Origin of the sequence: Caldibacillus thermoamylovorans (assembly GCF_000751775.1) — a bacterium.
In the GTDB taxonomy this organism is placed as follows: domain Bacteria; phylum Bacillota; class Bacilli; order Bacillales; family Caldibacillaceae; genus Caldifermentibacillus; species Caldifermentibacillus hisashii.
Genome location: NZ_CCRF01000068.1, coordinates 49,279 through 75,104 on the forward strand (window position 1 = coordinate 49,279; position 25,826 = coordinate 75,104).

At 36.1% G+C, this 25,826-nt stretch carries 24 protein-coding genes and 1 riboswitch; of the genes, 4 read left to right on the forward strand and 20 right to left on the reverse strand.

All coding sequences use genetic code 11. The features are described from left to right. Positions 1-14: 14 nt before the first annotated feature. The 13 genes from BT1A1_RS12160 to refZ all read right to left on the reverse strand — a co-directional run bounded on the left by BT1A1_RS12160 (position 15) and on the right by refZ (position 14,139). Complete coding sequence (locus BT1A1_RS12160) at positions 15-1,178, reverse strand: ROK family transcriptional regulator (protein WP_034771679.1); 1,164 nt, start codon at positions 1,176-1,178, stop codon at positions 15-17. Between the two features lie 310 nt (positions 1,179-1,488). Next, positions 1,489-2,697: an acetate kinase gene (locus tag BT1A1_RS12165; protein WP_034771680.1), complete on the reverse strand. Its 1,209-nt coding sequence runs from the start codon at positions 2,695-2,697 to the stop codon at positions 1,489-1,491. 331 nt (positions 2,698-3,028) lie between these two features. Next, complete coding sequence (locus BT1A1_RS12170; RefSeq protein ID WP_034771722.1) at positions 3,029-4,018, reverse strand: class I SAM-dependent methyltransferase; 990 nt, start codon at positions 4,016-4,018, stop codon at positions 3,029-3,031. Between the two features lie 392 nt (positions 4,019-4,410). Beyond that, entirely contained in the window at positions 4,411-4,911 is a 501-nt protein-coding gene (gene tpx, locus BT1A1_RS12175) for a thiol peroxidase (RefSeq protein WP_034771682.1), read from the reverse strand. A 369-nt stretch (positions 4,912-5,280) separates the two neighbouring features. Next, a complete protein-coding gene (ytfJ, locus tag BT1A1_RS12180) occupies positions 5,281-5,724 on the reverse strand; it encodes a GerW family sporulation protein (protein WP_034771683.1) in 444 nt (147 codons plus the stop codon). Positions 5,725-5,739: 15 nt separating this feature from the next. After that, the gene (locus BT1A1_RS12185; RefSeq protein ID WP_051989125.1) at positions 5,740-6,423 is read right to left on the reverse strand and encodes a DUF2953 domain-containing protein; all 684 of its coding nucleotides are present in this window, start codon (positions 6,421-6,423) and stop codon (positions 5,740-5,742) included. Positions 6,424-6,656: 233 nt separating this feature from the next. Beyond that, positions 6,657-7,154, reverse strand: a complete 498-nt coding sequence (locus BT1A1_RS12190) for an RDD family protein (protein WP_034771727.1) — start codon at positions 7,152-7,154, stop codon at positions 6,657-6,659. A gap of 137 nt (positions 7,155-7,291) precedes the next feature. After that, entirely contained in the window at positions 7,292-8,302 is a 1,011-nt protein-coding gene (gene sppA / locus BT1A1_RS12195; protein WP_034771686.1) for a signal peptide peptidase SppA, read from the reverse strand. Between the two features lie 294 nt (positions 8,303-8,596). Further along, on the reverse strand, positions 8,597-8,800 hold the full coding sequence (locus BT1A1_RS12200; RefSeq protein WP_034771687.1) for an alpha/beta-type small acid-soluble spore protein: 204 nt from the start codon (positions 8,798-8,800) through the stop codon (positions 8,597-8,599). A gap of 178 nt (positions 8,801-8,978) precedes the next feature. Then, a complete protein-coding gene (thiI, locus tag BT1A1_RS12205; protein ID WP_034771688.1) occupies positions 8,979-10,187 on the reverse strand; it encodes a tRNA uracil 4-sulfurtransferase ThiI in 1,209 nt (402 codons plus the stop codon). A 1-nt stretch (position 10,188) separates the two neighbouring features. Then, positions 10,189-11,334: a cysteine desulfurase family protein gene (locus tag BT1A1_RS12210; protein ID WP_034771689.1), complete on the reverse strand. Its 1,146-nt coding sequence runs from the start codon at positions 11,332-11,334 to the stop codon at positions 10,189-10,191. A 259-nt stretch (positions 11,335-11,593) separates the two neighbouring features. Further along, a complete protein-coding gene (gene ezrA, locus BT1A1_RS12215) occupies positions 11,594-13,300 on the reverse strand; it encodes a septation ring formation regulator EzrA (protein ID WP_034771690.1) in 1,707 nt (568 codons plus the stop codon). 200 nt (positions 13,301-13,500) lie between these two features. Beyond that, positions 13,501-14,139 (reverse strand): forespore capture DNA-binding protein RefZ, encoded by a 639-nt coding sequence (gene refZ / locus BT1A1_RS12220; protein ID WP_034771691.1) that lies wholly within the window; start codon positions 14,137-14,139, stop codon positions 13,501-13,503. 158 nt (positions 14,140-14,297) lie between these two features. Here refZ and BT1A1_RS12225 point away from each other — a divergent pair, with 158 nt between their 5' ends. Next, complete coding sequence (locus BT1A1_RS12225) at positions 14,298-14,783, forward strand: GAF domain-containing protein (protein WP_034771692.1); 486 nt, start codon at positions 14,298-14,300, stop codon at positions 14,781-14,783. Between the two features lie 340 nt (positions 14,784-15,123). Here BT1A1_RS12225 and BT1A1_RS12230 read toward each other — a convergent pair whose 3' ends face one another. Both BT1A1_RS12230 and BT1A1_RS12235 read right to left on the reverse strand, forming a co-directional pair. Beyond that, positions 15,124-16,992 (reverse strand): sensor domain-containing diguanylate cyclase, encoded by a 1,869-nt coding sequence (locus BT1A1_RS12230; RefSeq protein ID WP_034771693.1) that lies wholly within the window; start codon positions 16,990-16,992, stop codon positions 15,124-15,126. A 49-nt stretch (positions 16,993-17,041) separates the two neighbouring features. Then, on the reverse strand, positions 17,042-17,626 hold the full coding sequence (locus BT1A1_RS12235) for a hypothetical protein (RefSeq protein ID WP_156103227.1): 585 nt from the start codon (positions 17,624-17,626) through the stop codon (positions 17,042-17,044). A 586-nt stretch (positions 17,627-18,212) separates the two neighbouring features. On the opposite strand from BT1A1_RS12235, the gene rpsD reads away from it, so the two are divergent. Beyond that, positions 18,213-18,815, forward strand: coding sequence for a 30S ribosomal protein S4 (gene rpsD, locus BT1A1_RS12240; RefSeq protein ID WP_034771697.1), 603 nt, complete (start codon positions 18,213-18,215; stop codon positions 18,813-18,815). 75 nt (positions 18,816-18,890) lie between these two features. On the opposite strand, the gene BT1A1_RS12245 is transcribed toward rpsD, so the two are convergent. The 5 genes from BT1A1_RS12245 to ribD all read right to left on the reverse strand — a co-directional run bounded on the left by BT1A1_RS12245 (position 18,891) and on the right by ribD (position 24,171). Continuing rightward, positions 18,891-19,982 (reverse strand): RpnC/YadD family protein, encoded by a 1,092-nt coding sequence (locus BT1A1_RS12245; RefSeq protein ID WP_034771699.1) that lies wholly within the window; start codon positions 19,980-19,982, stop codon positions 18,891-18,893. A 710-nt stretch (positions 19,983-20,692) separates the two neighbouring features. Then, the gene (gene ribE / locus BT1A1_RS12250; protein WP_034771701.1) at positions 20,693-21,160 is read right to left on the reverse strand and encodes a 6,7-dimethyl-8-ribityllumazine synthase; all 468 of its coding nucleotides are present in this window, start codon (positions 21,158-21,160) and stop codon (positions 20,693-20,695) included. Positions 21,161-21,177: 17 nt separating this feature from the next. Further along, on the reverse strand, positions 21,178-22,371 hold the full coding sequence (locus BT1A1_RS12255) for a bifunctional 3,4-dihydroxy-2-butanone-4-phosphate synthase/GTP cyclohydrolase II (RefSeq protein ID WP_034771703.1): 1,194 nt from the start codon (positions 22,369-22,371) through the stop codon (positions 21,178-21,180). Between the two features lie 49 nt (positions 22,372-22,420). Then, on the reverse strand, positions 22,421-23,071 hold the full coding sequence (gene ribE, locus BT1A1_RS12260; protein WP_034771705.1) for a riboflavin synthase: 651 nt from the start codon (positions 23,069-23,071) through the stop codon (positions 22,421-22,423). Beyond that, a complete protein-coding gene (gene ribD / locus BT1A1_RS12265; RefSeq protein ID WP_034771707.1) occupies positions 23,044-24,171 on the reverse strand; it encodes a bifunctional diaminohydroxyphosphoribosylaminopyrimidine deaminase/5-amino-6-(5-phosphoribosylamino)uracil reductase RibD in 1,128 nt (375 codons plus the stop codon). The genes ribE (BT1A1_RS12260) and ribD overlap by 28 nt, the downstream gene beginning before the upstream one ends. A gap of 127 nt (positions 24,172-24,298) precedes the next feature. Continuing rightward, positions 24,299-24,447: riboswitch (FMN riboswitch) on the reverse strand. 572 nt (positions 24,448-25,019) lie between these two features. Here ribD and BT1A1_RS12270 point away from each other — a divergent pair. Continuing rightward, positions 25,020-25,217, forward strand: a complete 198-nt coding sequence (locus BT1A1_RS12270; RefSeq protein ID WP_034771709.1) for a helix-turn-helix transcriptional regulator — start codon at positions 25,020-25,022, stop codon at positions 25,215-25,217. After that, complete coding sequence (locus BT1A1_RS12275) at positions 25,217-25,672, forward strand: hypothetical protein (RefSeq protein WP_034771711.1); 456 nt, start codon at positions 25,217-25,219, stop codon at positions 25,670-25,672. The genes BT1A1_RS12270 and BT1A1_RS12275 overlap by 1 nt, the downstream gene beginning before the upstream one ends. Positions 25,673-25,826: the final 154 nt, after the last annotated feature.

Genomic DNA, 25,826 nt, shown 5'->3' on the forward strand with positions numbered 1-25,826 from the left:
ATTTTCATAGCGAATCAATAGAATAAATCATTAAGCCACAAAGCTGCTGCTCCCAGTACGGTAATGTCATCACCCAGTTTACTTACTTCAATGATCGTTTCCTCTCTGAGTTTATCGATAAGGACTCGCTCATGAATTGTTTTTTTAATGATCGGAAATATAATTTCTTTACTCTTCATCACCCCTCCACTTAAAATGATTTTATCGGGATTAACTGTATGGATGAAATTGACAATCCCAATTCCAATCAAACGACCGGTTTCTTCTAATATATGAATGTATTGTTTTTCACCTTGTTTTGCTAAACGATAGACTTCCTCTGCCGTCAAGTTTTCCGGTGCGGTCGGTATCATTCTTTTTGCTCTGCGGACAATCGCATCGCCGGTAACAAACGTTTCAAAACAACCGATATTACCGCAACTGCATCGTTCACCCTCCAGCGAAATCGTCGTATGTCCAATTTCCCCCGTAACACCTTGTGCACCATGAATTAACTTATTGTCTACAATCAATCCGGACCCGACACCACGACCAATATTGATGACCGCAAAACGTTTGACAGCGTTTTCATTGCCAAACCAAAACTCTCCTAAAGCCATGGCCCGTGAATTATTTTCCACTTTAACCGGTAAACCAAATTTATTTTCCAGCGTTTGTTTAATAGGTACGTTGATTAAACCGGAATTGACGGAAGAAAGAGAGGTACCGGTTTCGATGTCAATTACTCCGTGCATGGCGACTCCAATGCCTAAAACTTTTCCCGTATCGTGCTGATCTTTCGTTAGTAATTGTTCAACGACTGTTACCAAGCAATCCAAAAATTTTTCTTTTGTTATATTGGGCCAAATTTCCGCTTCGGCACGGCTATGGATTTGACCTACTAAATCACAGACAATGCCTTTTATAATTTTCGACCCTGCATCGATACCGATTACATAATAGCCATCTTCTTTTAATTGTAGAAGTGTTGGTTTCCTGCCACCTGTTGATCGACCAATATGACTTTCTTTTACTAAATTTTCATCAATCAATTCTTTGACAATACTGCTTACGGTAGGCGGTGTAATTCCTGTCTCTTTTGCAATATCTGCTCGGGAAATAGAACCAGACAAGCGAATTTTATTTAAAATTGTTGTTTTATTAACTGATTTCATCCATTCAAAAGTTCCTCGTTGCATCTCTCTCGCCTTTCTGGAAATGAATAATTATTTTGGAAGAGATTACTTAATTAATTTAATTAAGTAAGTACAATTAAATTATATAATCTCTTAACATATTTGTACACACTTTTTTTAAAAAATTCCAGCAATGGGGAAATTTTGTATATGGTAGCGCATACGTAGCAACAGAAAGGTTTTACAGTTAGCAACACAGACGCTTTCGAAAAATTGATTATTCGGTTAGAGCCAACATGTTCTGTTAAGCAATGATTTTTTCATATTAAAATGACCTTCTACCCTGTAAAAGTCGAGTAGAAGGTCAATTACTTTATTTGCTCAAATTATTTAATTTCTTTGCCAATCGTATAACGTCACGTGCAATCATGACTTCTTCGTTAGTTGGGATGACTAAAACTTTTACTGGTGAAAATGGATAGCTGATAAATCTTTCTCCTCCACCTTCTCGATTCAAATCTTTATCCCAATATACTCCCATAAATTCAAGACCACGTAAGACACGTTCACGTACAGCCGCACTATTTTCACCAATACCTGCAGTGAAGATTATGGCATCCACACCGTTCATTCGTGCAACGTAGGAACCAATATATTTATGAATATGGTTGGCAAAAATAGTTAAGGCAAGTTCCGCACGTTCATTACCTACATTTGCAGCCTCTTCAATATCGCGTAAGTCGCTGGAAAAGCCGGTAATGCCTAACAAACCGCTTTTCTTGTTTAACACATTAATAACTTCTTCTGCAGATTGACCGGTTTTTTTCATAATAAATGGAATAAGTGCCGGGTCAATACTTCCTGAACGTGTACCCATTGTAATCCCTTCAAGTGGTGTAAATCCCATGGATGTATCGATGGATTTACCGCCATGTACAGCTGCAATACTTGCTCCATTTCCTAAATGACAGGAAATCAGGCGTAATTCTTCAATCGGCTTCCCTAACATTTCTGCAGCTTTCAAGGTTACATACTTATGACTTGTACCATGGAAACCGTATTTACGAATACCATATTTTTCATAGTATTCATACGGAAGACTATATAAATATGAGCTTTTTGGCATTGTTTGATGAAAGGCTGTATCAAATACTGCAACTTGTGGAACATTAGGTAGAATTTTTCGAAATACCTTGATCCCAGAAATATTTGGTGGCATATGCAAAGGTCCAAGATCTACTAATTTTTCTATTTCTGCTAATACTTCATCAGTAATAATGGCAGAATCTGAAAAAATTTCACCACCATGTAGAACGCGATGACCGACACCATCAATTTCATTAAAGGATTTAATAATCCCTGTGGAGATTAATTGGTCTAATAATAAATGAACAGCAACTTCATGGTTTGGAATATCCTGAACCTTTTTATTTTTTTCCCCGTTTACCGAAATAGTAAAAACTCCATCATTCAAACCGATTCGTTCAACAAGTCCTTTGGTAATTACTTCTTCCTCAGGCATTTCAATTAATTGAAATTTAAGAGATGAACTCCCGGCATTAATTGCTAAAATTTTTGACATGCTTTTCGCTCCTCATTATAAAATCTTTATATCATTATTATGTGCGTTTCTTGAAGAAAGATTTAAGTGTGAATGAATATACAAATGATACCATCCTTCATTTAACCACGATAAAAATAATTATTCAATCATTTTGGGCATTTTTTACCTAGATATTCACAAAGTAATTTAATTGTGATATTTTTAACAAAAACTAGTATTGAATGAATTCTGAATCGCTAAGAAAAATTTATAATTACTGTAAAAAAACGCTTGGAACCTCCAAGCGTTTTTTTAACCAGATGAGCGATTATCTAACTCATGGCGCCATGTGCTTTCTTGTAACACGCATTTAACGAGCTTTATTTTCTCGAAACCAAATATCGATTTTCGCCATAATTGTTTCCATTTGCAATTTATTACTTAGGGAAGGCAGATTAACCAGCAAAACCTCTTTCGGGGGTTTTACTCCTTCCTTTTGTTTTTGTAAAACTAAAATACTTTTTGCGGCCTGTTTGTTTTTGAACATTGATTCCGGCAACTGCAACAAAGCTTGAATATGCATATGCTTTTTCATATATGTATGGAGTTTCATTGCCTCCGGACTTTCAAATAACCCATTTGGAATAACAAAAAATAAATAACCGCCGTCAACCGTATGCAAACAGCTCTTTTCAATAAAAAGATGATGGGCATAGGAGTGACCGGAAGCAGCCTTTAATTCATATTCTGCAGCCCTTATATCATTCGGATAATACCCAACCGGTAAATCACAAACAACGACGTCCACCGGGTCAATAAACAACGGTTCAAGGCTATCCTGACAATCCAGTTGCAACGGATGTTCTTGTAAATTTGCACTGACATAAGCAAGTCTGATTAATACATCATCGACATCCACACCATAAGCATCGATTGTATGGTTAGGCAAATAATTCATAATGGTTGTTACAAGATTTCCGGTACCGATCGCCGGATCAAGCAGTGTAAATGTTTTTTTGGCACCAATGAATTTGTTAATTAAATAGCTGAGGAAAATTCCGATTGAATCCGGAGTCATTTGGTGGTTAGGTTGGACATTTTCCCGCATCCCTTTTAAACAAGCTAGTTGGAACGCTTTTCGAATATCTTCGGCCGAATAGTTCATTTTTACTAAATCACGATAATACTTCTCTAACCGCTTCTTCGTCATTTCACTAATGTTCTCTTGCCTTATATCATCTTGAAATATATTCTCACCCGTCTCCGCCAACGCCTCAAGATAGGTACATTCCAACTCATTGACAAGCAGCCGCGTGGTTTCATTGAATGTTTGAAATAATACTTCTACCGGTGTTTGTATCAAATTTGAAGCCTCCTTACTTCCATTTACATATTCCAATTTATTTTAATAAATTTGGCATAAAATAACAAAGGAATTTTTGCATAAAGAAAACTCGCTGGTGGGCGAGTATTAGGATGAGTATGACCACTGTTCATCGAAAAACAGTACTCGATATAAGTAGATAAAATGGCCACTAATTCTCTTTAAAAAGCCTTTAATCAATGAAATATTCGATTCACCTCATTTAATAAAAGCGGGAAACTCTCTCTTTAAAAAAAGCCTTCAATAAATGAAACCCCGATTAAGATCGGGATTACTCGTTTTTATATGGTATATGCTTAACACTGGTGGTCATGTACCGGATTTTTTCTATAGTTCACTTGGATCGTAAAATAAACAAGAAACAACTCCTATTTGGCTTGTTTCGCTGCTTCAATTGCTGCTGTATAATTTGGATGGTTCGTAACTTCATTAACAATTTCTTTATATGTAATCTTTCCTGTTGAATCAACAACAAAAATGGAGCGAGCTAATAATCTTAACTCTTTCATAACAACCCCGAACGCTTCACCAAAGGAAAGATCGCGATGGTCGGACAGCACTTGTACATTTTCAATACCTGCTGCAGCACACCAACGTGCTTGTGCAAACGGTAAATCACAGCTGATTGTCAAAATTTTAACCCCCGGAAGGCTGGCCGCTTCTTCATTAAAACGACGAGTCTGTGCATCACATACACCTGTATCAATCGACGGAACTACACTAATTAATCGAACATGTCCTTCACTATCGTTTAAAGTCACTTCAGATAAATCATTGGCCAATACGGTAAAATTTGGAGCCGTGTCCCCCACCTTTACTTCATTTCCTACTAAAGTGACCGGGCTACCTTTAAATGTAACTGATGTCATTTTTTCCAACCTCCAATTTTAAAAGATCCTTCAATATTTATCATAATCAAATTCAATTCTTCTTTCAAATTATTACCATCGTAGTAACAGTAATTTGGAATATAACCAACAGTTTGAGCAGATTTTATGAGGTTCCCTTCCAAATTCACACCTGCTTTTAGGGTATCTGTTAATCCTTCATGAAAAAGAGGGTGCCCAGTCTATCGGAGCAACCTCTGCTTATTTTTACCGCAATTTTCGCTAAAATACTTTAGTTGAAAGCTTTATAACCAGAAGTCAGATTTATGCAAATGGCGATTTGCCATTGCCCGATTCTGATCGTCTCTTTGTTTCAAAAAAGAGCAACAAATTTTAAATATTGAAATCCGCTTATTGTGATGAATTTCCGGAATTATTCGATTGCTGGTCACTTTTTTGGTTTCCATCTTGTTTTGTTTGATTTTTTGACAACATTTGTTGAACTTTTTCAACTGCACTAGGAGCAAGATCTAAGATTTTTTCAACAAGATGAGTACTTTCATCAATATGTAACATTTTTACTCCCTGACTGTTAACAATTAAAAATGCTATTGGGGTTATTGACACACCGCCACCACTACCGCCGCCAAATGGAAGCTCATTTTCTTTGCTTGACCCGTCAACGGAAAACTGTGAGCCGCCAGCTGCAAATCCAAAACCAACTTTTGAAACAGTTAAAATTACACTGCCATCCGGAGTTTCAACCGGGTCACCTATGATTGTATTTACATCAATCATATCTTTTAAATTTTCCATCGCCGTTGTCATTAGACCCTTAATTGGATGATCAGACATTTTAATCCCTCCTGATTATATTGATTGATCCTCTCTTTTTGATTCAGTTTGCATAGTCTTATAATCGGCATACGCTTCTGAAACCTGCCGCCAATATTTTAATAATTTCATTCCTGCTAAAATAGCATGCCCTATCCTTATCTGAATCATACATCTTAAATATGTTTGAGAAGCAATATGATTAAATACGGGAGTGATTTGCATGTCCGGGTACACTTTTAACGTAAAATAGTGGCTGATTACACCGATTACATTACCTTTTAATGCCCACCCCGCCCCGCAAGCGATGGCAGACGAAGCGGCATCCCCTGTGCCGATAGCTGATTTCCATTCAAACTGAATAATTTGTAACTTTTTTAAAAACGATTTCAAAATTTTGTACAGTTCTTGTAAATGGGGAAGAAGTTGTTTAATCGGCGCCAGTGATGATAATCCGTCTTCATTATCGGTCTCTTGAACCATTCCATTCATTTCTTTATCCTCGTGATCCGCTTGCAGTTTTTGCCGGTTTATTTTTTCAGAAGGAATTTTGATTCTGTATCGGAAAAGACCAAACAATGCTTTAATCTGAATCGTTGCCCACTGTTCTTTAGGCTCAAATTTATATGTGCAATCAATTTTTAGTTTGGTAAAAATGAGAATCATAAGTAAGAACACAAGTATGACAATCATGATTCCAATAATTTTTAGTATAATCACATTCCACACAACCCTTCAGCCTATTAGTATCGTCAGACTGAACGGAAAATAAACACTTGTATGGAAATAATTTGAATTGCAGAACAAATCAATGAATCTTGGTGGGGATGGAGTAAGCTGGAAACATTTTATGGTCTTTCGCTTAATGGGTCTTGAAATGTCACATTTGATCTTCGCCTGACTAATTACCGTATAAAAAAGGCCAAGGGAAACCCTGGCCAGCGCCAAACTTATTAAGAAACAGCTGCATTTTTTCTTGTTATATTTTTTCTTACGTAATTTTCATGGATCACGGTTGTATCTGCAAAATAATCATGCAATCCTTGTTTTTTCGGTAAAAAAGCTACTAATGCATATAGAATAAAAATACTTGCTGATATGTACCTGCCGATCCACTCCCGAAATAGGACCGTTTGCCATGACAATCGTTTTTCCTTTAAAGGGATAACTTTTATTCCAAAAATCATTTTCCCTAATGTTTGACCAAAATATTTAGTCAGCAAAACAAAGTATAAATAAAATACGACGGCCGATAAAATATTTGGTAAAGAAAAGATTCCATCAGCAGATTCCTGATCCAGAAAACCAAGAATGGGGCTTACGATTAATTGTCTCAATCCTGCAATAACAATAAGATCGACCAAATACGCCCAAAACCTCATCCAAAATCCGGCATAGGCATACAAATCAGCCGATTCTTCATTATCATTAACTAATTTGGTGCTGTTCATTTTGATGCCATCCGAATCATCCACAAAATCTTGATTATTCGTATCAAGTAGTTCCTCGTTCTTGCTCTCTTCATTGGTTCCGGTAACTATTTCATTTTCTTCTAACCGATCATCGCCATTATTCATGAAGTTACCCCCTATTCCGAATAAAGATACATTAATCGCGGTGAATTTCGATGGGACAATAACTGGATAAGGGAAGCCGTCTCAGCATCTTTTCCAAACCACTTGCCAACATTCATACCGAGGAATGAACCTAATCCCCAGTAATCATCGACATAGCGAACCACTTGTGCATCATTTAGCTTTTGTTCCTTTTTCATTGCAGCAATGGTGTCATCTAAATAACCAAATTCATCAATCAAATTAATTTCCTTGGCTTGTCGTCCATCATAAATCCGTCCATCTGCAATTTGTCTCACCTGTTCTTCAGGCATACCGCGCCCGTTAGCAATTACCTTAACAAAATCACCGTAAGCATTATCTATCATTTTTTGTAAAATCGCCCGCTCTTCATCGGTCATTTCTCTAGTAGAACTCATTATATCTTTATATGGACCGCTTTTTATTGTCACTGAATCAATACCTAGTTTATTTGCAAGTTCGGTCACGTTATAACTTTCCATAATAACACCAATTGAACCTGTCATCGTGTCTTTACTGGCAAATATTTTTGTGGCAGGTGCGGATATGTAATAACCCCCGGAAGCGGCCATTGAACCCATTGAAACATACACCGGTTTCTTTCGTTTTTGTGTTATTTCAACTAATTTATCATAGATTTCTGCACTTTCAACAACCCCACCACCCGGGGAATTAACACGTAAGACAATGCCTCGAACTGTGCTGTCTTCTTCAATCGCATCCAGTTTTTCCATAAATGAATGATGATTATAAGTTTCAGTGCTCACCAACGAACCTGCTTCACCCGTATCTTGAATAACTCCTTCTACGTTCAAAACAACTATTTTTTTCATCGGGTTTCCTTCTTCAATTACTTCTTCGGTGTATTCCGTTTCAGGAAAAATTAATTTTGATAATGCTTGTTCTCGTTCACTGGAAACAACGGATTGAACAATGGATACACCCGTTGAAATGATTAAAATGACGGCCGCAATCCCCAATGCAGCCCAGCGTTTACCGTTCACTATAAAACCTCCTAATACAAATTGAATCTTCCCTTTTCATAAAAACTTCCCGAACTATCATTATACACGAATTTTTTTTATAATTGTAGAAAATATTTACAGTGTTAAGGTAAAATTTTATAGAAATGCGCAGGCAACTGTTTATCCTAGTACAAACCGGACTCGAGCAGTTGACCTATAATTCTGTTTGGAAAACATTCATCTGCATATTTATATGTACTCATTATTCTATTAACAATAAAAGGACGGAGATTTTATACTCCGCCCTTAAGCCATATATATCATGTTTAGTTATTAAGAAAATCGACCACTCATTTGTTGTTGTGCCATTGAAACAAGGCGTTTTGTGATTTCTCCTCCAACGGAACCATTAGCACGAGAAGTTGTTTCAGCACCTAAGTTTACACCAAACTCTTGAGCAATTTCGTATTTCATTTGTTCTAAAGCTTGTTCTACTCCAGGTACAAGAAGTTGGTTACTGTTATTGTTGTTTGCCATTGTGTTTCACCTCCTTGTGCTATTATAGTGTGTCGAAACAGGAGGATTCATTCATAGCATAAAAAGGTAAATGTTAGCAGCCAATCATAATTTTGCCAAACTTACACATGTAGGATGGTTCATTTCACTTGAAAATTGACAGCAACCAATAATTTGCCAAGCCTCACCCGGTTAAACGTTAAAACAAATCAGCAAAAACATTTTGTTGATTTTCTTCTTGGCTAGACAATTTGATTGTTTCTATATGATTCACAGCCTTTTGAAGCAATGGCTCGAAATCAAAATGGGTTTCATATTGATTGGCTTTATCCCGTTTTGGTTTTGTTTTTGGTTGTGCCGGGGTAAAAATCGTACAACAATCTTCATACGGTCGATTGGATATTTCCAATGTATCAATATCTTCTGCAATTTTAATAATATCTGTTTTATCCATTGAAATTAACGGGCGAATAATTGGCGTATTGGTTACTTCGTTAATCGTAAACATACTATCCAAGGTCTGACTGGCTACCTGGCCTAAACTTTCCCCGGTTACAATCGCCAATCCTTCTTGTCTTTCCCGAATTTCATCAGTAATCCGGAGCATCATTCTTCTCATAATCGTCATCGCATAATTTTCATGTACCTTTTCGTATATTAATTGCTGAATTTCGGTAAAAGGTACAATGTGCAAGATAAACTGCCCGTTCACCCCGGCTAATTTTTTACCTAAATCAATCACTTTTTGTTTCGACCGTTCACTTGTAAATGGTGGGCTATAAAAATGAACACCTTCCAGTAACAGTCCACGCCTCATTGCCATGTAGCCGGCAACCGGACTGTCAATACCACCTGATAACATAAGCATGGCTTTTCCACTTGAACCGACCGGAAGACCACCTGCACCTTTAATCACTTCACAAGTTAAATATACCGCATCTTTCCGCACTTCAACCTTCAATTCCAAATCCGGATGATGCACATCGACTGTCAAGCCCTCTATGTTTTGTAAAAGATGGCCCCCTAACAAATTATTCATTTCGTCAGAGTGGTATGGAAACTCCTTATCTGCTCTTCTGGCTTGAACTTTAAAAGTTTTTCCTTGCGCATGAAGTTTTTGAAATAATTTCAATGAACTTTCTTTGATCAATTCCATATCTTTGTTTACACGGACAACAGGACTGAACGATTGAATGCCAAAAACATTTTTTAACCTTGTACATACTTCATCAAGTTTTTCACCGTTCAAAGTAATATACATCCGGTCGCGATTTGCTTTTATTTTAATCCCAGGAAAATCGCGGAGGACATATTGGACATTTTCTCTCAATTTATCTACAAAAAGACCACGGTTTCTCCCTTTCGTAGATATTTCACCGTAGCGTACTAATATTTGATCATATATCATGTTATCCCCTCATTACCGGTTTTAAATTCTTAATACTTTGTTTGATTATAGCTACTGCTTGTTTTGCCTCTTCCATTGTATTGTCAAATGATAGACTTATCCGGATCGATGTTGTCGCCCGTTCTTCCCCTAAACCCATGGCAAGAATCGTTCGACTTGGTTCATTCGTTCTGGATGAACAGGCACTTGTTGTGGAAACATATAACCCATGTTGTTCTAATTCGTGTACGAGTACTTCCGCTTTAAAGCCTTGAACAGAAAAATTAATAATATGGGGAGACGTATTTTGTTTAGGGGTATTCATTGTCACCCCTTCAATTAATTGCAATTCGTTTATTAAAAAGTCCCGAACATCCATCATTGTATCAATTTTTGCTTCATAATCCAACATGCCGAGTCGCAAAGCTTTTGCCATTGCAACGATACCCGCGAGATTTTCTGTACCACTTCGGAAACCTCTTTCTTGTCCCCCACCGGCAAGCAATGGTGCAAGTTTTAAGCCTTTTCGGATATAAATTGCCCCGGTTCCTTTTAACCCATGAAATTTATGGCTGGAAATGGATGCAAAATCAACATTGCTTTCATGGAAGTCGAGAGGTACTTTCGTTACGCCTTGAACATGGTCGACGTGAAATAATGTTTTCGGATGGTTTTTCAACAATTCTCCAATTTTTGCGATCGGTTGAACGGAGCCAATTTCATTATTAACATGCATGATGGAGACGAGAATTGTATCTTTACGAAGAGCCCTTTTCACATCTTCTACTCGAACTCGCCCTGTTTCATCCACAGGTAAATAGGTGACATCAAAGCCATTATTTTCCAGTTGAATACAAGTATTTAATACAGAGGGATGCTCAATCATCGTGGTAATCATATGATGACCCCTGTTACGGTATTTCTCTGCAACGCCTTTGATTATAAAATTATTTCCCTCTGTACCCCCGGAAGTGAAAATAATTTCCTGTTCATCGGTCTTAAGCAATGTTGCGATTTGATTTCGTGCTTGACTTAACAAATTCTCTGCTTGTAGACCTAAATGGTGAACAGAAGACGGATTACCAAAATAATTTTCTGCCACTTTATAAAATGTATCTAAAACCTCTTTTTTCGGTTTCGTTGTCGCACTATTATCAAAGTAAATCATGAATGATCTACCCTCCTTTTATTTTGTCTTTTATCCGAACTTAAAATACAGAAAGCCAAATAAAATGCGCTTCAAGCAGTAGGGGTTTCTTTATCCCTACTGATTGTTTGGTCATGGCGTAAAATTTCGGCCTTTTCCAGTTTTTAACGTATAAAAAAAGGAAATCACATGGACGTGACTCCTTTCATTTATCAATACACGAAAACACAAATAGAATAACTTTGTTTCGTTCGATGGTAGAAAAAATATTGAAGATTATTCAATGCACATCTTGCTCATATCCTTCATTGATTAACTCTTCAATTTTCTTTAATGCACCGGGTTCAGCCTCTTCAACTGCGGCAGCTGCTTCTTCAAACGCACTACTATAATCATAACGCCGAAATGCTTCTTCTGCAACAGTTAATCGCTTATGAACAGCCGGATATTTTCTCCTGTATCTGTTTCCGTACTGGATAATTTTCTCAATAAAATAGACGTTTTCAACCATTTCCACTACTTGGTTATGAATGTCATTAACAATCGACTCCGCTTTTTGTAAAGAAGTCTGGACAAACTGCATTCTTAATGGTTTTTCATCTAAACTATTGAAGCAATCTTGGATGACCTCCTGTGCGTCTAATAATTTTGTTTCTATGTCTTGTGGAACCCCGGGAAGATTACTCCGTTCCAACAATCTTGCAGTATCATGAAACAATTTCCTCAAATTTTTAATTTTTTCCCTGGCTTCCATTTCGTCTTTACGAAGAGCTTGCAATATTTCTAACAGGGATTGTTGTTTATCCTCTACCTCTTTCATGTTTGCAAAAATTTCTTCAACCTTGTCTCTTAATACGGAATAGGCGGCCGATGATAAATTTTCATTTGTTAACATGAGTTCAGCCATTTTTTTCATTGTTGCAGTTTTTTCTTCAAGTTCACTTAAAATCTCCAGTTCGGCTTCAGACATGTGATAGGTCTCTTTTACTTGTTCAACTTCATTTTTAAGGGATTCGTTTTTAGCGGTAATATTCGCCAAAGACTCGGTAATTTGTGATTGATTCGATAAAACATATTTTTTCGCCGTAACTTCTCCCTCTAATAAATCGTATATCACTTCAATTTGCCCTTTTATTTCTTTTAAACCATCTTCAATCCCGTCAATTTCAGCCGTTTCAATCGAACGAGTATACGATTGGAGCGTATCTTCCAGTTTTTTAATGACTGCAGAAAGCCCAAGATGTTCAAGATGATATCCCTCTTCCACCATCTCATTTATTCCGTTTTTTATTTCCTTCAATTGCTCCGGTATTACATGGAGACACTCATTCAATAAAAGTGGTATGGATTCCATTTTTACATTTAGCGATTCAAGTTCTTTCTTCAACTCCATGATTATTTCCCGTGCAGTTAAGTAATTTCCATTTTCCGTTTCTAAACCAAATTGATCCATTTTTTCGGTAGCGGATACGATTTGCTTTTCTAAATTTTTACTTGCTTTTCCATACGCATATTGATGAGCAAGTAATTCCTTTTTCAATTTCTTGTATAGTTCTTGTAAACCGATTATATCTTCTCGATTTTTTTCTTCGCTGCCTATGATATCATGTAAATTTGCTACCATTTCATCAATTTTCATTTCCGCTTCCTTTAAGGAAGTTTCAATTTTTGTATAAACTTGTTTGGCTTTGGAAAAACGGTATTTTTCAACCAGGTCTTCTGCCTCATATAGCATCTCTTCAACATTTGGTAATTCTTCTGTTACAATTTCATCCCAGGCAGTCCGCCAGCGTTCAAAATATTCTTCCGTTTCCCCTGCCATTTTTAACTTCTTAATTTTGCTGACCTCGTCTAGTACCGGTCGGTTCATTAATTCAATTTTCCATGCTTCTAATCGATCAATATAAGTAAAGTTCTTTCTTTTTACAAAATAACCGATTATATATAAGACAATAAGTATCAAAATGATTCCAATTATGTATATCATCGTATGCCCCCTGTCAAACCCATACTATCTATGTCAATGAATGGAAAAATCTTATTATTGCTTATATGATACCATGAGAATGACAATTTTTGACGTTATTTTTCAATTTTTTTTGCGTTTTTTTGAAAAAACTACCCGGTTAAGGGAAAGGACAAACACCTTCATGAGGACGTCAAATCGGAGGCAATCCGCTTCTTGCTTCAAACATTCCCCGTTAATGAAACATTTTCCGTTTCAACCAGGGTATTATCAATCCAGTGGATAATATGGTCTTTATATTTTTCTAAATAATATTGTTCTTGATAATAAATATTCCAAACTTCCGACGTATAAATAGAATTTAAAAACGGCATCGTCATGATTCCCTTTAATTGGGTGATGATTACTCCAACGTGAACTTTTTTCAATTCCTGACTTTTCATCCCTTTTTCGAGAATGGATTGCAGTAAATATCTTTCTTTACGAAAATAGGTCGTCATTGTTTCCCTGACAATTTGTGAGTCGATGGAAACTTCGCGCCAAACGAAACGAGATAATTCAAAATTTTGATATTGATAATTCATCAATTGATTAATTACATATTTTAAACAAGCCAGTACAGGCTGTCGCTCAAATTTTAATAGGGAGTCTTCGATAATATTGATATACGGTTCAAAAAAGGAGATAAAGGCATATTTCAATAATCCGTGCTTTCCTTGGAAATAATAAGAGATGGTGGACACATTCATATTGGCGGCTGTAGCAATTTCACGTATCGATGTACCACTATATCCTTTAATATTAAATTCAGATAGGGCAGCTTTAAAAATTTTTTCTTTCGTCTTTAATGTATTGTTCAAAATGTACACATCCCTTCTTTTATTGTAAAGTAATTAAATGCCATATATATTAAAAATTATTCGAGCCATGACCTCTTTCTTCCTTTAAAAATTTATCGACAAGTTCTTTCTTTCTTTGCTAAAATGATTAATAAATTGAAGAAATAAGGTGATTTTCCATGTTTGCTGTCGAAAAATATAAGGGACCAAAGGAAGAACAATTTAATCTTGTTGTTAAACAATTAACAGCTTTAATTGAAGATGAAGATAATATGATTGCCAACTTAAGTAATGCTTCTGCGTTATTAAATCAATTTTTAGAACGGATTAACTGGGTTGGATTTTACTTATGGGATGAAGAAAAAAATGAACTCGTACTCGGACCGTTTCAAGGGTTGCCGGCATGTGTGCGAATTCCGTTTGGTAAAGGAGTGTGCGGGACGGCTGCGGAAAAGAGGGAAACTTTGGTTGTTCCGGATGTAAACCAATTTCCCGGACATATTGCCTGTGATGCAAATAGTCAATCAGAAATCGTGATCCCAATGATAAAAAACGATCAACTAATCGGGGTCTTGGATATTGATAGTCCGGAAGTAAATCGTTTTGATGAAATAGACAAGAAGAAACTGGAAGAATTTGTCGCCGCATTAGTTAATCATTTATAAGAGTAAAAGAAGCGTGAGAGCCTATTTGCGATGTGCAGACTGGCCGGCTATGTTGCAACTCATGGCTAACCACGTCCTGTAGCCGAGCGCCCCGATGAGAACAGATTTGCTTTCTAAACGTATAAACCGAAAAACGACCTCTCATATGTTGAGGCCGTTTTTTGATGACGAATTAGAAGCTTTGCATTATGATCTTTTGCCTTCAAAAGGAAGTATCGACGAATGACAAGTGCCTGTTATCCGATTGGTTTGGGAGGGCACGATGTTGGTTACATAAGTTTTGCCATAAGGACGTGGAAGATTTACTGTGTTCCATCACCACTAACACACCGAAGTTACACTATTTTACACTGGCAATCGCCCGGTTTTTCCCTCGGTTTTTCGCCAAATAAAGGGCCTCATCCGCTTTTTTAAACAACGAAAAAGGACTTTCTTTGTTTTTTTCGTTCCAATGAGAAATACCACATGAAATTGTAACCGGGGGATCAATCGAATTGGATGTCTCCAAAACCAATTGTTCTCCTAAAGAAAGGCCTTCTTCCAAAGAACAATTTGGCAAATAAATAGCCAGTTCTTCTCCGCCCCAACGTGCACCGACCTCATTCATCTTTAAATTCCTTTTGATTATCTTAGCAATCTGGATCAAAATTTGATCACCGACTTGGTGGCCGAACGTATCATTGATAATTTTAAAATTATCAATATCAATTAACAAAAATGTACCTTGTTTATCTTTTTCTATCGATTTTTGCATTTGTTCATCCAGGTAATTTCGTGTATATAATTTTGTTAAATAATCCGTGATAACAAGCTGCTCCAACCTTTCACGTAATATCGTGTTTGTAAAAGCTAATGAAACATGCTGTGTAATCGATTGAAGCAATTTAAAGGTATTAAAAGAAAACTTGTAAGGAATACGATGTAAAACAATGATGAAACCGATTTTATGTTGTTCCCGTTTTAACGATTCAGCCATAATTGAACGAAAGGGACTAACCAGATCGTTATCATCAGGTTCAAAATTCCCGATAAATAGAGACTCCTCCCTTGTGTCCAAAAAGTCTTTAACAAATTGAAGGAATGGGAAACAGTCCTTATCATTGAAAAAGGGTGTGCTTCCGGTTAATACATTAAATTGATTTTCCTCAAATAAGATAATTCCTACCTCTTCCGCATAAAAAGCAGACTGTAACTCTTCGGAAATATTATGGACAAGTTCTGTCAGGCGTAAATTGGCATTTAATTTTTTTGTCACTTTCGTAATCAATTGTAAATCATTGACCAGTTGTCTGGACTGTTGATACAAATGGGCATTTTCCATCGCCGTACTTGCTGTCCCAATAAGTATGGAAATAAATTCAATGTCCTGACCGGATATAAGGATCGTCTTTTGGGCCTCGATCTTTAAAACCCCGTATATTCCTTGTTTCCCTTTTAATGGAAAATATAAATAACGTTTTGACAGTTTTAATTCATGTTCAATTTTATAATTACCGGTTATAAAAGTTTCCATGATCGCTGCATTACTTTTGGTATAATCAAGCGGTTGAATTCGGGAATCATCGTTATCTATATTATTATAGTTTGATAAGAAAATTTGGTATTGAAAATAAGGATAGAACTCCTCCAATGAATCCAGCACTTTCCTCAATACCGCATCGATATCAATGGTCGAATGCAGTTGACTTGTTACATTTTGCAATAATTTATAACGTTTCTTTTCATGTTTTAAAATGCACAATTGCATGACCTTTTCAAAATATTGATAGACAGTTTTTGATAATGTTTCCCAAAAAGAATCTGAGAAATGATGATTTTTATCTGGAAGTTTAAACAGTAGGATGCCAACTAAATCATCATGTTGACCAAAGACAAAGAGGGATTTATCGAATGGAACTTGGTCATACCTTTCCATAGGGAAATTTACTATAAATGCTCCTTCCCTTAAATATTTGGTATACATATCTTTTTGCCATGTATCAAAGAACGACAAAGAAGGCGTTTTAAAAGAAAGAAGGAACTGTTCGTTTTCACTTAAAACATTTTTATAGATTAAAAAATGAACATGACTCAATTGAAGTTCACACTTTAAAGCATTAAAAAAAATTGAAAAATAATTAAAATCATCCTGTTCTTTTTCCAAAATCTTAAAGTCTGAAAATATTTTACTTCTAAGTTTTAAAATAACCCTTTCTTCTAATTTATCCATAGGCCTCACCTAAAATATATCATTTTTATATGAAACAAAAAAACAGCCATTATTTTAGAACTAGTACTTTTATATCATTTTTCAACAAGACAAACAAGAGATTACCATCAGATAGTGAATAAATACCGGTAATATTTTCATAATCTGCAATTTTAAATTGAAAAGTTTCATTTTTTAATTGAAATTTTACTTTGCCATCAGATTCAAGCCGGTAGGGAAGTGTTTTATTTGAGTGATCATCACGATAAAATGTATCCCGCTTTTCCTTGATCAATTTGGCATTATAAAATGTCCATTTTTTCTGTACCAACGTCCATACGCCTATTTTATTCCGGTCGGCCAGCAGACGAATTGGTTCATTATCGATTTCGACTTCTTTTATAGCTTTAAACCGATTTTTATCCATTCGGTCAATTTCATATAGTATCAATAAGTGCTTTCCATTCAATCGGCGATATACTGCCACTATAGGTGAATCCTCAAGTTTTTCAGATCGATGGATGACAACAGCCTTCATCTCATATTCTGTATTTTCTGTTTCTTTTTGTTGTAAAAAAAATCCGATTCCCACAAGCATGATGGAAAGGAATATGATTGTTATTCTAGTTGCCTTTTGCCTATTTGTTTCATTCATAACATTCACTCAAAACCATCTTTTTTAATGTCTATTATATCATGTTATTGAAAATTTATGGTCATTTGCTACCGTAATCTTTCATATTTTTATTGGGAATTGTTGGTAAATAGCGAAAACAGGTAAACGCGAAGCCGCTGTAGAAGTGCTGAATTCCTTTAGATTACGTGCTAAAATAATATCTAGATGTATTATCAGTTTATTCTACAACATATTGTGAAAGTGTACTCATTCAAATTGTTTTTCATGTCTCGCAATTGTCTGGGGACAAAGAAAATCCTCATTGGTTGAGATTCACTTTATTTCCTTGACTTCTTTTGTTGTATCCCATATAATATTCGTTGTGTAAAATATGGCAGCCTATGTGTACATGTTTATGCGTACATTTTGTTGGTCATATAAAGAAAGCAGGATTCCGCGGCTTTAAATGATCCTGCATAAATATAGCAATTTTGATGACTTTATATGAGCTGTATCGTGTAACCCTCTGCTGCTAGGGCGATGGTACATGAAAACAAAATGGCGGTAAATGATGTATACATCTGTTTTTATTTTACAAAATAAAAACATTAAAGGAGGAGCTTTCATGGCTCGTTATACAGGTCCAAGCTGGAAAATTTCCCGTCGTCTTGGTATTTCTTTAAGCGGAACCGGTAAAGAATTAGAAAAACGTCCATATGCCCCGGGGCAACATGGTCCAAACCAACGAAAAAAATTAACTGAATATGGTTTGCAATTACAAGAAAAACAAAAATTACGTTTTATGTACGGCTTGAATGAACGTCAATTCCATAACACATTCATTAAAGCAGGTAAAATGAAAGGTGTTCATGGTGAAAACTTCATGATTTTACTTGAATCACGCCTTGACAACCTTGTTTATCGCTTAGGATTGGCTCGTACTCGCCGCCAAGCACGCCAATTGGTTAACCATGGTCACATCCTTGTTGACGGTCGTCGAGTTGACATCCCATCTTACATTGTAAAACCGGGTCAAACTATCGGCGTTCGCGAAAAATCACGGAATTTACAAATTATCAAAGAAGCTATTGATGTGAACAATTTCGTTCCTGACTTCTTAACTTTCGATGCAGACAAATTAGAAGGTACTTACAGCCGCTTACCGGAACGCTCTGAACTTCCAGCAGAAATAAACGAATCGTTCATCGTTGAGTTCTATTCACGTTAATAATTTTTTTAATACAAAAAAGCCCACAAAGTCTCGGTATACGAGTTCGATGTGGGTTTTTCTAATAATCCTGTATTAATTTTGCTCTTTCAAACTCCTGATCTCGTCGGCTGATAACCCTGTAAGCGAAATAATCAGGTTTATGTCTAAACCGCTATTAATCATTTTTATTGCTATTTTTCTCTTTTCTATTAATTGGCCTTCCATAATTCCTTTGTTCAGTCCCTCTTTGATCCCTTCTTCTCGCCCTTTTTCTCTACCTTCCTTTATTCCTTCTTTGATTCCCTCTTTGATTCCTTCTTTGATTCCTTCTTTGATTCCTTCTTTGATTCCTTCTTCTCTTGCTTCTTTTTTACATCTTTCAAATAACTCACCAAATGTAATGACTTCTTTTGTTTTTTCAGCTTGAGCCATATCGATACCCTCCTCCTTGAATATTCTGAAAATTTCTTTCATAAATTTTTCATGTAAATCGTCAGGCAAGTATAAAATAGCATCAACAAATATTAAAAGTTTCATACCAATATCCGACTCGACAAATGAGTATCTTTCTTTTATTATTTGTGCCAAATTTACTTTATATGTGTAGCGTTGCTCAGCATTAAATCTCGTACTTGCCTGATATTTCCCTGCCAAAAGTGCTAAAGCAAATGGATTGTCTGAAGTAAATAGTTCCGTTTCTGTGAAGTTGTTAAGATGATGGACACGAAATTGAAATTGTACACTAGTCCCTAAAAAGTGATGATCAAACGTGGTTGGATGTTGCGCTGATGGATCAGTAACCAGTACAATGGAATATATATTTTTTCTGCCTTTATCGAACAGTTTGTAGTACATCTTGAACATTCGTTCTGAAATGTCTCGTCCATCCCCTTGAACCTCGATATGAATGGTTGCTTTTTTCATTGCATATTTCCTTTTTAATTTTACATCAAAAATCTTGTCCGCAATATGCTTTCCTATCCTTTGCTTTGAATGAATTGGAAATAATTCCTGCTCCATCGGTTGTAGCTTTGCCGCAAAGTCAATTTGTTCAAAAAGTTCCGGTTCCAATAAAAGTAAAAAAGAATCTGGCATACCGGCAATAATTTCTTTCCAATGGCGATCAAAGTCAATCTTATTTGCATCGTACATCTCCTGTTCCTCAAAAATAAGACTGTTTAACAAATTCATACCTCCCTCTAATTCTACCATTATAGCAAAAGCAAAAATAATTTTCCATTATTTACAATATTTTTACGAACGAACAGATATTAATTTTCAATAAATTTATATTTATCATTCGTTTTATTTAAAGAAGGCCAAGGAAGTCACGAAAAATTATTATTGATGCATTGATGTTTTAATAATTGCTACAATATAAATTTCAGGTGGTGTATAAGTGACAAATCCTTAATCTAGTATTTGACTCCCATATTCCTTATCGTTTATATTTTAAAAAACAGGTAAATCTTTAGGGACGTCTACATACGAATTCCGATAAAAGAATCTATTTCCTTCTCAACGCTCTTCGTTCAGCGTATTCCAGACATAGTGGACAAACTTTTATTCGTCTTCCATTATCATCCAAATAATTAATCATTCGGTTTTTATTTTTCTTGCAAAAGTAACATGTTTTCCTGTTAAAAAGTCCCTTGATTATTTTCATATTGCAACCCCCTCTTCTCGATAAATTTCGACAAAAAGAGTTAAATTCCTCCAATCCCAAAGGAAAAATATTACGGTTGATAATTTATGCATAGATTTTCCGTAAACTACCAAAGTTTGATGAATACCATAAAAGTACTTAATTTTGTCACGAACACAAAAGTCCTCAATTGTATAACTTTTGTGTTCGTATTTTTCCAAACTGTAATTAGAATCTTATTAGTGTGAGATTAGTTGAAGCTTTTGCAAAGATTACCCATTTCTATTGCTCCAACAGCTGCTTCGTAACCTTTATTTCCTGCTTTTGTACCCGCACGTTCGATAGCTTGTTCGACTGACTCTGTTGTTAAAACACCAAACATAATAGGGATTCCACTTTGCAACCCTATATTTGCTACACCTTTCGCTACTTCACTGCTTACATATTCAAAATGCGGTGTAGCTCCTCTTATGACTGTTCCTAGTGTAATAATTGCGTCAAAGCCACCTTGGTCTGCTAATTTTTTTGCTGCAAGGGGGATTTCAAAAGCTCCTGGTACCCACACGACTGTCACATCATCCTCAGTGACACCATGTCTCTTAAGGGCATCTTCTGCTCCATCCAGTAATTTACTCGTAATAAACTCATTAAATCGCGAAACGACAATTCCAATTTTCAGACCTGTACCAACTAAGTTTCCTTCGAGTACTTTTTTCATAATTATATTCCGCTCCTTCAAAAAGTTAATAAATGTCCAAGTTTTTCCCTTTTTGTTTTTAGATATTGTTCATTTTCTCTTTTTGGTGGCATTTGCAGAGGAATGCGTTCGACAACCTCTAAGCCATACCCAGCAAGACCTGTTATTTTTCGAGGATTGTTCGTTAATAAACGCATCTTTTTCACTCCAAGATTTCGTAATATTTGAGCACCAATCCCATAATCACGTAAATCATCTTTGAAACCCAATTTATGGTTCGCTTCAACTGTGTCGTAACCTTCTTCTTGAAGTTTATACGCTTTTAATTTATTGATGAGACCAATCCCTCTTCCTTCTTGTCTCATATACAGAAGGATGCCCTTCCCTTCCTTATGTATTTGAGAAAGAGCAGCATGAAGCTGAGGTCCACAATCACAACGATTAGAGCCAAACACATCCCCCGTTAAGCATTCTGAATGGACTCTTATAAGAATAGGCTCTTCTGCACGAATTTCTCCTTTCACAAGTGCAACATGCTCCTTGCCATCATTTTTACTCGTAAATCCGATAGCTCTAAAGTCGCCAAATTCAGTAGGAAGATTGATTTCCACTTCCCTTTTTATTAATGTGTCATGTTTGAGTCGATACTTAATCAAGTCTTTGATTGTAATTATTTTTAAATCAAACTTACTCGCAACCGCTTTTAAGTCGTCCACTCGCGCCATTGTTCCATCATCATTCATGACCTCGCAAATCACACCTACTTCTTTTGATTTTGCTAATCTAGCTAAATCGATGGCAGCTTCTGTATGACCAGCGCGCTGTAACACTCCACCTTTCTTCGCCACAAGTGGAAAAATATGTCCGGGTCGTCTGAAATCACTTGGAAGAGCGCCTTCATTAAGTAATTTTTGAACGGTTAGAGCCCTCTCATGTGCACTAATGCCTGTTGTAGTTTCAATATGATCAATGCTAATGGTAAAGGCCGTTTCATGATTATCTGTGTTGACCTCGACCATTGGTTTTAATTCAAGTTTGTCAGCTATTGCCTCAGAAATGGGTGCACAAATGAGTCCTCTTCCCTCTTTGGCCATAAAGTTAATCATTTCCGGCGTCGCAAACTCACCCAACCCCACAAAATCTCCTTCGTTTTCACGATCCTCATCATCACAAACAATAATCACCTTTCCTGCCTTTAAATCTTTTAATCCATCCTCGATTTTATGGAACATCACTCGATTACTCCTTCCCAATTGTTTCAAATAGAAGATTTCCACCTATTCACATAAATCCGTTTTCTTTTAGAAAATCAATTGAAATCTTATCTTTATAATTGTGTGAGTCTTTCCTTTCCATAAAGGAATATACATACTTACCAATCAAATCGAATTCGATGTTCACCTTATCTCCAACCTTTTTCGTACCAAGGACACTTTCCTTTGCGGTATGAGGGATAATGGACACGGTCAATTGATTATTGGATGTCCCAAATATAGTTAAGGAAGTGCCATCAAGTGCAATAGAGCCTTTATAAAGAGGTAGATGGCTGTATTCATAAGGAAACTGAATGTCAAAATATACAGCATTTTCTTTTCGTTCTCTTTTGACAATTTGTCCAACTGTGTCAACATGGCCCGTAACAAAGTGACCTCCAAAACGTCCATTGGAACTCATGGCCCTTTCTAGATTAACTAGTGAACCTTGTTGCAGGTTAGATAAAGAAGTGCTGTGAAAGGTTTCAGGCATAACATCCAAGAAAAATGAATCATGGGTAAGCTCCGTTACGGTTAAACAAACACCATTAACTGAGATACTATCTCCAAGCTTTATATCTTCTAAGACCTTCTTTGCCTGAATATTCAGGACAAGTGTGTTTCCTCGGGACTTTACCCTTTGAATGGTCCCTAATTCTTCAATGATTCCGGTAAACATTTATCTGTCTCCTCCCGATTAAGAGGTTTGGCTGTAATTTTGATATCTGGACCGAGCTGTTTAATCTCTGTAAAGTGGAGGTGTTTTCCTAACTTCACAAGCTCCGAACCAACCCCACCGACAAAAGGAAAAGCATCTCTTCCGCCAATAATTTTTGGAGCAACATATGTAATGATTTGTTGAAAAGCGTTTTCCTTGATGAAAGAAGCATGAATTTCTGATCCGCCTTCTACAAGAACGGACGTCATCTTCTGCTCTCCTAACGTTTTCAGTACTTGCTGCAGTGATAGAATAGGTCTATCTTGGGAAATAATAGTTACACCAAACCTCTCAAGTTCTTTCTTCTTTTCTAAATCAATCTGATTTCCTGTAAAAATGATGGTTCTCGCAGAGCGATCTTGCACGACATTTGCCGACGTTGGAATTTTTAATTTCGTGTCTAATACAATTCGAATGGGATTTATTCCACCTCGGGGTCTTCTGGTGGTTAAAAGAGGGTTATCTTGTAAGATGGTGTTAATTCCTACTAATATTCCATCATGTTCATGACGAAGATGATGTCCATCTTGTCGTGACTCAGGAGAAGTAATCCATTTACTATCTCCAGATTTTGCTGCTATTTTTCCGTCTAATGAAATGCCTGCTTTAATTGTTACGAATGGAGTGTTTGTTTGGATAAAATGAAAAAACTTTTCATTGAGCTGTTTCGCTTCTTCTTTGCATAACCCGACCTCTACCTCAATGCCTGCCCTGGTTAACTTTTCAACACCTTTGCCTGCAACAAGGGGATTTGGATCTAGAGTTGCTACAAAGATCTTTCGAATACCAGTTTTAATAATAAGGTCAGTACATGGAGGTGTTTTTCCTTGGTGGCTACACGGCTCAAGTGTAACATACATAATGGCTCCCTCAGCAGAGATCCCAGCTTCATTGATTGCATGAACTTCTGCATGAGGAGTCCCAGCTTTCAAATGTACACCCGTCCCCACCAACTTGCCATCCTTCACTAACACTGCACCAACACTCGGATTTGGACTGGTTTGACCTAAAGTAACGCGTGCTAGCGAAAGAGCAAGGTTCATATATTCATAATCATTCATTTTAAAAAAATGCTCCCCCTTTCAAAAAATCTCTCCAAACAAACAAATCTCCCTTACCTATTTTGGCAAGGGAGAAAAAAAAGCATTAACAAATAAACGTCAAAAAACAGCATTTTTGAACAATTTGTTTTTCCTTCTCCCATCCAGACTTTTACTGTCGGCTTTGGAATTTCACCAAATCCACCGTTTTCATATGATCTATGAATCCGGGTCACGGGCTAAGAGGCATGCCTCATCACCGTCGGTTGGGAATTACACCCGACCCCGAAGGAAATCCTATTGAATTGAAGAAATAATAACATAACCAAACCAATTATTCAAGGGTTACACTTTATTGAAAATATGGAGTCCCTGCAGGCAACAATTCCTTTACGAGAAGTTAAGAAGCAACGGCCTTTTAAAGAATAGACCTTAACCGAAAATATATGATATTTTTTTGTAGAACTACGCATCACCGGAATCGTGCCAGTTTAAGGAAGAATGGGGTCCAATTTTTAAAATCGTCAGCACTCATCTAGGTGAATGAAATAAACGACAAAGTGTTATTGTATTGCCCCTAGTAAGATATGTTATATGTTACTTTGTTTCTTATTTTTTGTTATCTTTTTTCATTCCGGCTGCTATGAGCCTAATTAATCTGGTTTTTGGCTTATCAGATGGAAATATTTTGATCGATATAGATATTCTGACTTTCGTATGTAGAACTTGGAGATACCCCCCCTTTTACATTTTCTCAGATAAATTTACTATCTGAATCCATGTTTGAAAATAATTTGACTTTTTGCTGCATCCAATGTAATATATACATTGCATATGCAAACTATATTTAACATTGAGCAGGGTGGGAAATGAAGAATAATGTGAAAATAGCAAGGATTAAAGCCTCTATAACCCAAGAACAATTAGCAAAAAAAATTGGTGTAACTAGACAAACTATTGGTCTAATTGAAAAGGGCGAATATAATCCTAGTCTAAAATTGTGTATTGCAATAGCCAAGGAACTTAATAAAACTTTAGATGAATTATTTTGGGAGGTCGATACTTAATGAAATCTTGGATATCCTTTTTATTACCAAATGATGAATATAAGGAAAAAAAGATGTTATATTTTTTCTCGGAGGGCGCAATAATTCTTTTCTTATCCCTTATTGTTATGATTATCTGCAACAAGTATTTTAATCTAGACGTAGAAACTGTCTTATTGGCAGCCATTGCCATCTTTCTCTTTTATGTGTCAGGAAGATATATAGTATCAGGTATTGAATATGCAGACATCACAACGGAGAGTGCTTACAGAAAAGAGTTAAGAGTTATATTCATTAGAACGATTGGGTTTGTGGTTATTTTTATGATATGCTATTTGATTTTCACAAACTCCCCCAAGAATCTCGACGAATGGTTTGAAATTTTGAGTTTATTAATAGGTGTTAGTGTAATATGGTTTTTATCTAGTTATATCTCTTTAAAGCGTTCCTATAAGAAAAACAAGGAACTATTATAAATCCCAATTTACGAACGTATTGGACTAATAAATGATGAACAGGTAAAGGAAAGGAAAAATTGTTAAATAATCTTGAGTTTTGCATCCAAAAGAAGCGTTGACGTCTCATAAATAAAGAAAACTCGGCGATTGCCGAGCCTTTAGGCGAAAGCAA